At 69.9% G+C, this 12,855-nt stretch carries 9 protein-coding genes; 4 read left to right on the forward strand and 5 right to left on the reverse strand.

Annotated features, from left to right (window positions below; genetic code table 11):
• Positions 1–14: 14 nt before the first annotated feature.
• Both METFAM1_RS0115365 and METFAM1_RS0115370 read left to right on the forward strand, forming a co-directional pair.
• Positions 15–683, forward strand: coding sequence for an ABC transporter ATP-binding protein (locus METFAM1_RS0115365; protein WP_024300753.1), 669 nt, complete (start codon positions 15–17; stop codon positions 681–683).
• Positions 676–3,144 (forward strand): ABC transporter permease, encoded by a 2,469-nt coding sequence (locus METFAM1_RS0115370; RefSeq protein ID WP_019916282.1) that lies wholly within the window; start codon positions 676–678, stop codon positions 3,142–3,144. Before METFAM1_RS0115365 ends, METFAM1_RS0115370 begins: the two co-directional genes overlap by 8 nt.
• Before the next feature lie 13 nt (positions 3,145–3,157).
• Here METFAM1_RS0115370 and METFAM1_RS0115375 read toward each other — a convergent pair whose 3' ends face one another.
• On the reverse strand, positions 3,158–3,883 hold the full coding sequence (locus tag METFAM1_RS0115375; protein ID WP_019916283.1) for an SDR family oxidoreductase: 726 nt from the start codon (positions 3,881–3,883) through the stop codon (positions 3,158–3,160).
• Positions 3,884–4,033: 150 nt separating this feature from the next.
• Between METFAM1_RS0115375 and METFAM1_RS0115380 the strand changes: the two genes are divergently transcribed.
• On the forward strand, positions 4,034–5,176 hold the full coding sequence (locus METFAM1_RS0115380) for a response regulator (RefSeq protein WP_019916284.1): 1,143 nt from the start codon (positions 4,034–4,036) through the stop codon (positions 5,174–5,176).
• 12 nt (positions 5,177–5,188) lie between these two features.
• Positions 5,189–9,589: a PAS domain-containing hybrid sensor histidine kinase/response regulator gene (locus METFAM1_RS0115385; RefSeq protein ID WP_019916285.1), complete on the forward strand. Its 4,401-nt coding sequence runs from the start codon at positions 5,189–5,191 to the stop codon at positions 9,587–9,589.
• A 51-nt stretch (positions 9,590–9,640) separates the two neighbouring features.
• On the opposite strand, the gene lipA is transcribed toward METFAM1_RS0115385, so the two are convergent.
• The 4 genes from lipA to METFAM1_RS0115405 all read right to left on the reverse strand — a co-directional run bounded on the left by lipA (position 9,641) and on the right by METFAM1_RS0115405 (position 12,810).
• Positions 9,641–10,594, reverse strand: coding sequence for a lipoyl synthase (lipA, locus tag METFAM1_RS0115390; RefSeq protein WP_019916286.1), 954 nt, complete (start codon positions 10,592–10,594; stop codon positions 9,641–9,643).
• Between the two features lie 13 nt (positions 10,595–10,607).
• Positions 10,608–11,228 carry a lipoyl(octanoyl) transferase LipB gene (gene lipB, locus METFAM1_RS0115395; RefSeq protein WP_019916287.1) on the reverse strand — a complete coding sequence of 207 codons (621 nt, stop codon included), beginning with the start codon at positions 11,226–11,228 and terminating at the stop codon, positions 10,608–10,610.
• Positions 11,225–11,500: a YbeD family protein gene (locus METFAM1_RS0115400; protein ID WP_019916289.1), complete on the reverse strand. Its 276-nt coding sequence runs from the start codon at positions 11,498–11,500 to the stop codon at positions 11,225–11,227. Before METFAM1_RS0115400 ends, lipB begins: the two co-directional genes overlap by 4 nt.
• Positions 11,501–11,673: 173 nt before the next feature.
• Positions 11,674–12,810 carry a D-alanyl-D-alanine carboxypeptidase family protein gene (locus METFAM1_RS0115405; protein WP_019916290.1) on the reverse strand — a complete coding sequence of 379 codons (1,137 nt, stop codon included), beginning with the start codon at positions 12,808–12,810 and terminating at the stop codon, positions 11,674–11,676.
• Positions 12,811–12,855: the final 45 nt, after the last annotated feature.

Below are 12,855 nucleotides of genomic sequence, written 5' to 3' on the forward strand. Positions count from 1 at the left end.
GCAGTCCATCGGCCGTGCTCACCCTTCATTCACTCCGCAAGACTTTGCCGGGCACGCCGCCGCGCCTGCTGCTCGACGCTGTCGACCTGAGCGTCGCGCCGGGCGAATACGTCGCCGTGATCGGCGAATCCGGTGCCGGCAAGTCGACGCTGCTCAATCTGGTCGCCGGCCTCGACCGGCCGGATGCCGGCAGCGTCCATTTCGGCGCGCACGCGGTGTCCGCGCTCGACGACGACGCGGCCACGCTGTGGCGGCGGGTCGAGGTCGGTTTCGTGTTCCAGTCCTTCCACGTGCTGCCCTGGCTCAGTCTGGCCGACAACGTCGCGCTGCCGCTGGCGCTGGCCGGCCTGCCGGCTCGCGAGCGCGCAATCCGCGCCCGCGCGCAACTCGACGCGGTGGGTCTGGGCGAGCGCGCCGGCGACAGCCCGACCCGGCTGTCCGGCGGCGAGCTGCAGCGGGTGGCCATCGCCCGTGCGCTGGTGCATCGCCCGCGCCTGCTGCTGGCCGACGAACCGACCGGCAACCTCGACGCCGACAACGCCGAGCGCGTCGCCGCGCTGCTGCGCGACGCGGTGAAATCGAGCGGCGCCTGCGGCCTGCTGGTGACGCATTCGGCGGCGATGGCGGCCAGCGCTGACCGCGTGCTGCGGCTGGCGCGCGACGGTCGGCTGCACGATGCTTGAGTTGCTGTGGCGTTCGGCGCGGCGCGGTGCAAGCGCGCTGGCGCTGCTCGCCATCGCCCTCGGTGTGGCGCTCGGTGTTGCCGTGTCAGCCATCCATCGGGCGGCGCTGGACGAGTTCGAATCCGGCCTGCGCAGCGTGTCCGGCAGCGCCGACGTCGAGGCGGTGGCGCCGCGCAGCATGGACGAAATGCTCTACCCGCGGCTGGCTGCGTTGCCCGACGTGGCGGCGGCCAGTCCGCTGGTCGAGCGCGAGATCGAGGTCGAACGCGCCGGTCGCACGCTGAAGCTGCGCGTGATCGGCATCGACGCCTTCCGCGCTGCCGCGGTGCAGCCGACGCTGCTGCCGCCGGCTGACGGCATCGGCCGCCTGATGCAGCCAGGCACGCTCTACCTGAGCCATGCGGCCGGTCGCGCACTCGGCCTGCAGCCGGACGACACGCTGACGCTGCGCGGTCATGCCTTCCGCGTTGCCGGCTGGCTGCCGGCGGCCGGCGAGGGCGCGGTGCTGGCGGTGACCGACATCGGCGACGCGCAGTGGCGGCTGGGCAGCGCCGGCCGCATCCATCGCGTCGCGCTGCGCCTGCACGCGGGCGTGGTGCGCGCCGATGCGATCGCGCGCATCGCCGCCGCACTGCCGGCCGACGTGACGCTGCAGACGCCGGCGCAGGCGCTGGAGCGCGCTGACCGGCTGTCGCGCGCCTATCGCGTCAACCTGGGTTTGCTGGCGCTGATCGCGCTGGCGGTCGGCAGCTTTCTGGTGGCGGCGACGCAGGCGGCGGCGATCGCCCGCCGCGTGTCGGAGATCGCCTTCCTGCGCGCGGCCGGGCTGACGCGCGGCCAGCTGATGCGGCTGCTGATCGGCGAAGGCGCGCTGCTCGGCGCCACCGGTGCCGCCATCGGCATCGCGCTGGGTCACGCGCTGGCGGCACTTGCCTTGCACCTGATCGGCAGCGACCTCGGTGCCGGCCTGATCGCCGGTGTAGCACCACAGCTCGGCTTCGATGTCGCCGCCAGCGTCGGTTTCGGCCTGCTCGGCGTGGCGTCGGCGGCGGCCGGCGCGGCGTGGCCGGCGCGCGACGCGCTGGCGATCACGCCGGCGCAGGCACTGCGCGGCGGGGTGTTCACGCCGCCGCTGCGCCTGCTGGGTAACCGCCGCCGGGCCGTCGGCCTGCTGGCGCTGCTCGGGCTTGGCGCCGTCGCCGCGGCACAGCCGGCGATCGGCGGGCTGCCTCTGGGCGGCTATCTGGCGATCGGCTGCGTACTGGCGAGTGCGGTGCTGGCGGTGCCGCCGCTCGCCGCGGCACTGGCGCGGGCGCTGCCCGAAGGCAGCCGCCTGCCGCTGACGCTGGCCGCGGCGCGGCTGCGCGCCGAGCCGGGTTTCGCCTCGCGCAGCGCGGCCGGTGTGCTGGCGGCCAGCGCGCTCATCGTCGCGATGGCCGTCATGGTGTCGTCCTTCCGCGCGTCGGTCGATCGCTGGCTGGGCGACGTGCTGCCGGCCGAGCTCTACATCCGCGGCGACCGCGACCGGCCGTGGCCTGAGGACATCGAGCGGCGCCTGTCGACGGTGCCCGGCGTCGCCCGCGTCGACGTACTGCGCCACCAGTCGCTGCTGCTGCGCGCCGACCTGCCGCCGGTGGCGCTGATCGCGCGCGCGCTGCCGGAGGACGCCGGACGGACCTTGCCGCGCGTCGGACCGGTGGCGCCGCCGGGCGCCCTGCCGCGCGTGTGGGCGTCGGAGGCGATGGCCGATCTGTACGGCTGGCGTGCCGGCAGCGAGGTCGAACTGCCGCTGGCCGGGCGCGCGCTGCGTGTGCAGGTGGCCGGCCTGTGGCGCGACTACGCGCGGCAGCACGGCGCGCTGGTGATCGACCTCGAACGCTATCGCGCGCTGACCGGCGACCGCCTGGCCGACGACTTCGGCCTCTGGCTGGCCGACGGCGCGGACCCGAGCGCGGTCGCCGCGGCACTGCGCGACGCCAGCGGCGCCGGCGATGCGCTGGAACTCACGTCGAGCGAGGACATCCGCCGGCTGTCGCTGGGTGTGTTCGACCGCACTTTCGCCGCCACCTACGCACTGGAGGCGGCGTCGGCGCTGATCGGTCTGGCCGGCATCGCCGCCGCCTTCGCCGCGTCGGCCGCGGCGCGCGTGCGCGAATTCGGCCTGCTGCGCCATGTCGGTTTCACGCGCCGGCAGATTGCTGCGCAGCTCGCCGCCGAGGGCCTGCTGTCGACCGTGCCTGGCCTGCTGCTCGGTCTGCTTGCCGGCTTCGCGATGAGCGCGCTGCTGATCGAAGTGGTGAACCGGCAGTCCTTCCACTGGAGCATGGACTGGGTGGTGCCCTGGAGTCTGCTCGCCGGCATCGTGCTGGCCATGCTGGCGGCCGCCACCGTCGCCGCACTGATCGGTGCCCGCCGCGCGCTCGCCATCGACGCCGTGCGCGCAGTGCGCATGGACGGGTGACGGCGACGCGCGATTACGGCAGAGCGCTGCGCAGGTCGGCCACCGGATCGAGGCCGAAGCGCTCGGACAGCAGGTAGTCGACCAGGCGGCGCGCGCAGTCGGCCGGCGACAGCAGTGCGCCGTCGCGCTGCAGTGCCTCGAAGCGGGCGCGGTTCGGGAAGTCCGCCAGCGGCGTGGCGCGGATCTGCGCCTGCATCGCGGTGTCGATGACGCCCGGCGCCAGGCTGACGATGCGCGTGCCGGCCGGGGCGTCGAGCGCCGCCGCGCGGGCGTGCTGGTCCAGCGCGGCCTTGGTGGCGCAGTAGATGGACCAGCCGGCATAGGGCGTGTGCGCGGCGCCGCTCGAAATGTGCACGATGCGCCGTTCGCTCGCGTGCGCCGCGACGGCGATCAGCGCGTCGGTCAGCGCCAGCGGGGCGGCGACATTGAGCGCCACCGCCTGCGCGATGGCCGCCGCGCCCTGGCGGCCGGCCGGCGCCACCGGTCCCAGCGTGCCGGCGTTGTTGATCAGCAGCACGCGGTCGGCCGCGGCGACGAAGCGCGCAAGCGCGTCACTCGCCAGCCAGCGCGCCAGCGCCGCCGCGTCGGCGAGGTCGAGCGCGACCTGGGTGAAGCCGTCGTCGTCGGGCTGCGGCGACCGGCCGCGTGCGAGACCGAGCAGCGGAATGCCGCGTGCGCGCAGCGTGGCGGCCAGCGCCTCGCCCAGTCCGTGGGTGTGACCGGTCAGTATGGCCTTCATCGTCTTGTCCTCGTCGTCGTACGCGCCGCAAAGCCGCGCCGGCACACTGTTTTGCTGTCGGCCGCAGGGGGCCGGAGTAAGATCATCGGCAGAAGTGGCGCGGGCGTCCGACCGGTGCCTGCGCCCCGGACACAACACGGGAGACACCCAGTGAACCCACACCAGGGCGCGGCGACCACCCCGCAGAAGACCCTGCTTCTGGTCGACGACACGCCGGAAAATCTGACCGTGCTCGGCGAAATCCTGATGCCCCACTACCGCGTCCGCGTCGCCAGCTCGGGGGCACGTGCGCTGGCGGCCGCAATCACCGATCCGCGACCGGATCTGGTGCTGCTTGACGTGATGATGCCGGAGATGGACGGCTACGAGGTGATCAGCCGTCTCCATGAAGACCCACGCACACGCGACTTGCCGGTCATCTTCGTCACCGCGCTCGACAGTACCGAAGACGAGGCGCGCGGACTCGAACTGGGTGCCGTCGACTACATCACCAAGCCGGTGCGTCCGGCCATCGTGCTGGCGCGTGTGCGCGGCCAGCTCGAACTGAAAGAGGCGCGCGATCGCATGCGCGACCAGAACGCCTGGCTGGAAGCCGAGATCGCCCGCCGGATGCGGCAGAACCAGGTGGTGCAGGACGTGAGCATGCGCGCACTGGCGAGCATTGCAGAGGCGCGCGACGACGAGACGGGCAATCACATTCTGCGCACGCAGGCTTACGTGAACGTGTTGGCGTGCGCGCTGGCGACGATGCCGCGTTACGCCGGCGAACTGACGCCGGCGCTGGTCGACACCTATACGAAGGCGGCGCCGCTGCACGATATCGGCAAGGTGGCGATTCCCGACCACATCCTGCACAAGCCGGGCAAGCACACGCCCGACGAGTGGGAAATCATGAAGACCCACGCCAGGCAGGGGGCGGACGCGATCTGGCGCGCCATCTGCGACCAGGAGGAGCGCGAAGCGCTGGATTTCCTCTACATCGCGATGGACATCGCGCACTACCACCACGAGAAGTGGGATGGCAGCGGCTACCCGGAAGGTCTGGCCGGCGAGGCCATTCCGCTGCCGGCGCGCCTGATGGCACTGGCCGACGTGTTCGACGCGCTGATCAGCAAGCGCGCGTACAAGCCGGCCTTCCCGCTCGACCAGGCGACCGCCATCATCATCGAGGGGCGTGGCCGGCACTTCGATCCGGACGTCGTCGACGCCTATGTCGCCCACCTCGACGCGTTCGCCGCGATCGCCGCGCGCTACGCCGATCTGGCCGCACCGACCCCGAATGCGATCGTCTGAACCTTGCCGAAGATGATATCCGTCCTGAATCGCGCTGCCGCGCGTGTGCTGCGGTCGGCCACCCGGATCGCCTGTCTGTTGTCCTGCGCCGCGCCGGCAATCGCCCAGGACGAACCTGTCGCCGGGCTGTCCGGACTGTGGCGTGACCACCGTGTTCTGCTGCTGGTGCTCGGCATCAGCCTGCTGCTGGTGTGCGCGCTGCTGCTGTTGCAGCGGCGACACGCCGGGCGTCTGCGTCGCGCGCGCGAACTGGCCGACCGCCATGCGGCCGAACTTGAGCAGGAGCGCAGTCGCCTGCGCATGTTGCTGAACGCGATTCCCGACCTCGTCTGGCTGAAGGATGCGGACGGCGTCTATCGCTTCTGCAACCCCCGCTTCGGGCAACTGTACGGGGTGACCGAAGCGCAGTTGATCGGACACACCGATTACGACTTCGTCGAGCGCGAACTGGCCGACTTCTTCCGCGCCCACGACCGCGCGGCGATCGATGCCGGTCGGCCGCTGATCAACGAGGAATGGCTCACTTTCCGCACCGGCGGCCAGCAGGGTCTTTTCCAGACCACGAAGACGCCGGTCACCGACAGCGCCGGACAGCTGGTCGGCGTGCTCGGTCTGGCGCGCGAAGTGACGTCGATGCGCGAGATCGAACGGGCGCTGGCCGAGCGGGTGAAGGAACAGCGCTGCCTGTACGCGGTGTTCCGCGCCACCGAGGACCTGCGCCGGCCGCTGCCCGACACGCTGCGCGAAGTGGTGGGCCTGCTGCCCGGCGGCTTCATGCATGTGGAGGAGGCGGAGGCCGCCATCGAATTCGATGGCGACACTGTCGCCACCGCCGGCTTCGATGGCACGGTGCAGTCCATCCACGCACGGCTGCTGCTGCGCGGCGAAGTGCGCGGGCGGATCTGCGTCGCCTACCGGACCGCCATGCCCCCGCGCGACGAAGGTCCCTTCCTGCACGAAGAGCGCATGCTGCTGGAGGCGCTGGCCGACCGCATCGCCAGCGTCATCGTCCGCCGCGAGGACGAGGCGCGGGCGACGCAGCGCGAGGACATCTACCGCGCCATCGTGTCTCAGGCGTCCGATTCGATCACGCTGATCGACGCCGAAACGCTGGCCTTCGTCGAATTCAACGACGCGGCCTGCAATGGTCTGGGTTACACGCGCGAAGAGTTCGCGTCGCTGACGCTGGCCGACATCAACGCCGACCTCGACCGCGATGCGCTGCTCGCGACCATGCGCCAGGTGGTCGCGCGTGGCGGGGCGCAGTTCGACACCCGCCGCCGGCGCAAGGACGGATCGCAGACCGATGTGCGGGTCAGCGTGCAGCCGGTGCGTGTGCAGGGGCGGGTCTATGTATCGGACATCTGGTGGGACGTGACCGATCGTTCCAAGGTGCAGGCCCAGCTCGACCGCGAGCGGCAGCGGCTGCAGGACATCATCGACGGCGCCCACGCCGGCACCTGGGAATGGAATCTGCAGACCGGCGAGGCGGTGTTCAACGAGCGCTGGGCCGGCATGTTCGGGTACGCGCTGACCGAGCTTGAACCCTTCACCGTCGATAGCTGGGAACGCTTCGTTCATCCGGACGATCTGCGGCGGGCGAACGAAGCACTCGCACGGCATCTGGCGGGTGAAACCGACTATTACGAGTGTGACGTCCGGATGCGTCATCGCGACGGCCACTGGGTGTGGATCGCCGATCGCGGGCGGGTGACGCAGCGCACGCTGGACGGGCGCCCGCTGGTGATCAGCGGCACCCATATCGACGTGACCGAGCGCCGGCAGTCGGAAGAACGCCTGCGCGAGAGCGAGGCACGCTTCCGCAAACTGTTCGAGGACACGCGCGAGGCCGTGGTGCTGATGGAAGCGGGGCGTTTCATCGACGTCAATCGCGCCGCCCTTGACCTGCTCGGCATGCAGGACGCGACGCAGCTGATCGGGCGCTCGCCGGTCGATGTCGCGCCCGAATTCCAGTCCGAAGGCGTCCGCTCGGCGCAGGCCTTCGAGCAGATCATGCACCGGCTGGACGCCGGTGGTTCGCACCAGTTCGAGTGGCTGATGCAGCGCGCCGACGGCGAAATGCTGGCGACCGAGGTGCTGGCCACCGCGATCGAGCACGACGGGCGCGCGCTGCTGCACGTCGTGCTGCGCGACGTCACCGACCGTCGCGAAGCGGAGCGGCGGCTGCGCGAGAGCGAGGAGCGTCACCGCCTGCTGTCGGAAAATTCGAGCGACGTGATCTGGCTGTACGACCTGCGCGCCGAGCGCTTCGTCTATGTCAGCCAGGCGATCGAACGGCTGCGCGGCTATACCGTCGACGAGGTGCTCCGGCAGAGCATGCAGGACACCATGACGCCGGACAGCTACCGCCGCGTCAGCGAGGCGTTCGCAGCGCGACTTGCCGCCTTCAGGGCGGGCGACGAATCGATGCGCACGCAGACGCTGGAAATCGAGCAGCCCTGTCGCGACGGGCGCGTCGTGATGACCGAGGTGGTGACCACCTTGCGCACCGGCGCCGACGGACAGATCACCTTCCTGCAGGGCGTCACCCGCGACATCACGGCGAAGAAGGCGGCCGAGGCGGAACTCGATGCGCACCGCCACCACCTGGAGGAACTGGTGCGCAGCCGTACCGCCGAACTGGAGCGCGCCCGCATGGACGCCGAGGCGGCAAGCCGCTCGAAGAGCACCTTCCTCGCCAACATGAGCCACGAAATCCGCACGCCGATGAATGCCATCATCGGCTTCACCCACCTGCTGCGGCGCGAACTGACGGCGCCGTCACAGCTGGACAAGCTGGAGAAGATCGCCGGCTCGGCCAAGCATCTGCTCGGCATCATCAATGACGTGCTCGATCTGTCGAAGATCGAGGCCGAGCGCCTGCTGCTGGAGGAGGTACCGTTCAGCGTGCTGGCGACACTGGACCGCGTGCGCAGCATGATGGCCGACCGCATCGCCTCCCGCCGGCTGCTGCTGCAGGAGGACGTCGATCCGCGTCTGGCCGGTCTGTCCTTGCTCGGTGACCCGATGCGCATCGGTCAGATACTGATCAACTACCTGAGCAATGCGGTGAAGTTCACCGAACGCGGCAGCATTACGCTGCGCGTGCGGGTGCTGGCCGAGCAGCCGACCGCGGTCGTGCTGCGCTTCGAGGTCGAAGACACCGGCATCGGCATCGCGCCACAGAAGCAGGCACGGCTGTTCGAGGCCTTCGAACAGGCCGAGGCGGCGACCACGCGCAAGTACGGTGGTACCGGGCTGGGCCTGGTGATCAGCCGTCGCCTGGCACGGCTGATGGGCGGCGACGTCGGTGTGACCAGCGTGCCGGGTGAAGGCAGCACCTTCTGGTTCACCGTGCGCCTGCGGCGCGGCGATGCCGCGCAGCCGCCGGAACCGATCGCTCCCCGGCGTCGCGTGCGGACTGGCGCTCACGTGCTGCTGGTCGAGGACAACGCGATCAACCAGGAGGTGGCGCGCGAACTGCTCGAAGACGCGGGGCTGATGGTCGATGTCGCCGCCAATGGCGCCGAGGCGGTCGACAAGGTCGCCCGCTCGCATTACGACATCGTGCTGATGGACATGCAGATGCCGGTGATGGACGGCGTCGAGGCGACACGCCGCATCCGCGCGACCGACGCCGGACGCATGCTGCCCATCGTGGCGATGACCGCCAATGCCTTCGAGGAGGACAGGCGTCGCTGCGAAGAGGTCGGCATGAACGGTCACCTGGTCAAGCCGGTCGATCCGGAGCGCATGTTCGCCGCGCTGGCGCAGTGGATTCCGGAAGGCGAACATGCCGCCGCATCGCCAAGGACGCCGGCGGTGCCCGCCGTCATCGACCGCGACGTCGGCGTGCGCGCGCTCGGTGGCGATGCCGACGGCTACCGTCAGATTCTGGACATGTTCCTGAAGAACCACAGCGGCGACATCGATCGGCTGCGACAGGCGATCGCGGACGGCGACAGGGTGCTCGCCGAACGCGTCGCGCACACCCTGAAAGGCGTCGCGGCGACCATCGGTGCGCACGCATTGCGCGACCGTGCGCTCGCGCTCGAACAGGCCCTGCATGCCGGCGCGCCGGTGCAGACCATCGCCGACGACATCGCCGCCTGCGCGGTGCAGATAGGCGCGGTGTGCGACGAGATACGCGTGCTGCCGCGCGCCGCGGCGGATGCAGTCAGCCTGCCGGCCGCGCGCGTGCGCAGTCTGGTCAGCCAGCTCTGCCTGCTGCTCGAACACGACGACATGAAGTCGGGCGCCGTCTGGCGTGAACTCAAGCCGGCACTGGTGGCGCAGTTCGGCGAAGCGGCGGTGCATCCGCTGACCCGCCTGATCGAGGCCTTCGAGTTTCCCGAGGCGCTGACCATCCTGCGCGCCTTCGTGTCGGCCCACCCGGAACTCAAGGACGACTGAGGCGCGGCGGCGCCGGCGAGGTCCGCCGTGCCGCCGCCGCTGCGGGAACCGTCAGGCGACCCCGGCCGCGTGCGCCTGGCGGTCGGCGTGGTAGCTGGAGCGCACCAGCGGGCCGCATGCGGCGTGGCTGAAGCCCATTGCCGTCGCTTCGCGTTCGAACATGGCGAAGGTGTCCGGATGCACGTAACGCAGCACCGGCAGGTGACCGCCCGAGGGTTGCAGGTACTGACCCAGCGTCAGCATCTGCACGTCGTGCGCGCGCATGTCGCGCATCACTTCGAGGATTTCGTCGTCGGTTTCGCCCAGCCCCAGCATCAGGCCGCTCTTGGTCGGCACCTCCGGGTGGCGGGCGCGGAACTGGCGCAGCAGGTCGAGCGAGTGCGCGTAGTCGGAGCCGGGGCGTGCCATCTTGTACAGCCGTGGCACGGTTTCCAGGTTGTGGTTCATGACGTCCGGCGGCGCGGCGTCGAGTATCGACAGCGCGATGTCGAGGCGACCGCGGAAATCCGGCACCAGCACCTCGATCTGCGTGCGCGGCGAGTGTTCGCGCACCGCGCGGATGCAGTCGACGAAGTGCTGGGCGCCGCCGTCGCGCAGGTCGTCGCGGTCCACGCTGGTGATGACCACGTAATTCAGCTTCAGCGCGGCGATGGTCTTCGCCAGCTTTTCCGGCTCGCCGGCGTCCAGCGGGTCCGGCCGACCGTGGCCGACGTCGCAGAAGGGGCAGCGGCGGGTGCACTTGTCGCCCATGATCATGAAGGTGGCGGTGCCGCCGCCAAAACACTCGCCGATGTTCGGACAGCTGGCTTCCTCGCACACGGTGTGCAGGCCGCTGTCGCGCAGGATCTGCTTGATTTCGCCGAAGCGGCTGTCGTGGCGCGCGGCGCGCACGCGTATCCAGTCCGGCTTGCGCAGGGCTTCGGCCTGCACCACCTTGATCGGGATGCGGGCGGTTTTCAGCGAACCTTTCTGTTTTTCGGTCGGGTCGTAGGCGGTGTCGCTCATGGCTGCTGTTTACCTATTCGTAGAGGGCGCGCTGTAACGCGCCGGTCAGTTGCAGGCAGATCGCCTCCGGTGGGAGTGCGATGCCCAGATCGCGCGTCTGTGTGACGCGCAGCCCACTGTAACCGCAGGGGTTGATCGCGGTAAACGGTGTCAGGTCCATATCGACGTTCAGCGAAACGCCGTGGTAGGTGCGACCGTTGCGGATGCGCAGGCCGAGCGCGGAAATCTTCGCTTCGTCGTCGCCCGCGCCGACATAGACGCCGGGCGCGCCGGGGCGTCGCTGCGCGTCGACGCCGTGCGTCGCCAGCAGGTCGATCACCGCCTGTTCGATGCGGTTCACCACTTCGCGCACGCCGAGGCCGGCGCGCTTGAGGTCGATCAGCGTGTAGATGACGACCTGGCCCGGGCCGTGGTAGGTCACCTGGCCGCCGCGGTCGCTGTCGACCACCGGCACGCCGACGTCGCGCAGCAGGTGTTCGCGCTTGCCGGCCAGGCCCAGCGTGAATACCGGCGGATGCTCGACCTGCCAGAACTCGTCCGCCGTGTCGGCGCCGCGCGCCGCCGTGAAGGCCTGCATGTCCTGCCAGACCGGCGTGTAGTCCACCCGGCCGAGCGCGCGGACGAGTGCGGTCACAGGACGACTTTCACCATCGGATGGCCGCTCAGCTCGCTGTACAGCGCGTCGAGCTGATCCTTCGAGGTCGCCCGTATCGTCGCGGTCAGACCGATGTAGCGGCCACCGGACGACGGGCGCATGCCCAGCGTCGCCGGATCGAAGTCGGGCGCGTGGCGCAGCACCACCTCGACCACCACCTGGGCGAAATCGTCGTGGCGCTCGCCCATGATCTTGAGCGGGAAGTCGCACGGAAACTCGAGCAGCGTGTCCTTACGTTGATCGGCGGCCATGTGATTCGTCCTTGGCGTGCATCATTTCAGTTTTCCAGTGCGCCACGCGCCACCCGCCGGGCCACCCCAAGGGGTGGAGCGGGGATTTCAGCGAGCACCGCTCGCTGCCCGCGTAACCGGTCGGCTGTGCAAAGCCGACCGCGGATGACGCAGTCCCCGTGGGGGCCTTTTCCTCAGAGACCCAGCCAGAGCCGGATCGTGTCCCAGATGCGGCGGAAGAAACCGCCTTCGTCGATAGCGACCTTGGCCACCAGCGGATATTCGCCGGCCGGCTTGCCGTCGATCGCCACCTTCAGCGTACCGAGCTGCTGGCCGACGGCGATTGGCGCGATCACCGGCGTGGTGATGACGATCTCCCGCGTCACCTTGCCGGCCTGGCCGCGCGGCACGGTGACCACCGCGTCCTCGGCGGCGCCGACCTGCACGCTGGCGGCCGCGCCCTTGTAGACGGCAGGCGTGGCCAGCACTTCCTCGGCGCTGGCGAGACGGGCGTTCTCCCAGGCGTTGAAGCCGTAGTTCAGCAGTGTGGCCGACGATTCAATGCGGCCTTTTTCGTTCGGCGCGCCGAGCAGTACCGACACGACGCGGCGGTCTTCGCGCTTGGCCGACGACACCAGGCACCAGCCGGCCGCATCGGTGTGGCCGGTCTTCATGCCGTCCACGCTGCGGTCCATCGTCAGCAGGCGGTTGCGGTTGCCTTGCTTGATACCGTTGTAGGTGTAGTCCAGCGTCGAGTACAGCGGGTAGTACTCGGGGAAGTCGTGGATCAGCGCGCGCGCCAGGATGGCCAGATCGCGTGCCGTCGTGTAGTGGCCGTCCTCGGTCAGGCCGGTCGAGTTACGGAACTGCGTGCCCGACATGCCCAGCCGCTTCGCCTCGGCATTCATCATCTGGGCGAAGGCGGCTTCCGAACCGGCGATCGCCTCGGCCAGTGCAACGCAGGCGTCATTGCCGGACTGGATGATCATGCCGCGGATCAGTTCGTCGACGGTGACCGGCTTGTCCGGAGCGATGAACATCTTGGAGCCGCCGGTCTTCCACGCGGCGACGCTGACCGGCACCGCCTGGTTGGGCTTCAACTGCCCGCTCTTGAGCGACTTGAAGGTCAGGTAGGCGGTCATCAGCTTGGTCAGCGACGCTGGTTCGACCTTGTCGTCCGGGCGCGACTGCGCCAGCACGGCGCCCGATTCGTGGTCGATCAGCAGCCAGGCCTTGGCGTCGGGCTGGGGTGGCGGGATCAGGTCGGCGGAAGCGGCGAACGGAAGTGCGGCGGACACGAGAAGCGCGGTGCAGCGCAACAGCTTGAGCATGAAAGTTACCGGTGGTCAGAACAGCGTGCGCAGTCTACCAAAGCA

Source organism: Methyloversatilis discipulorum (assembly GCF_000527135.1).
GTDB classification, from domain to species: domain Bacteria; phylum Pseudomonadota; class Gammaproteobacteria; order Burkholderiales; family Rhodocyclaceae; genus Methyloversatilis; species Methyloversatilis discipulorum.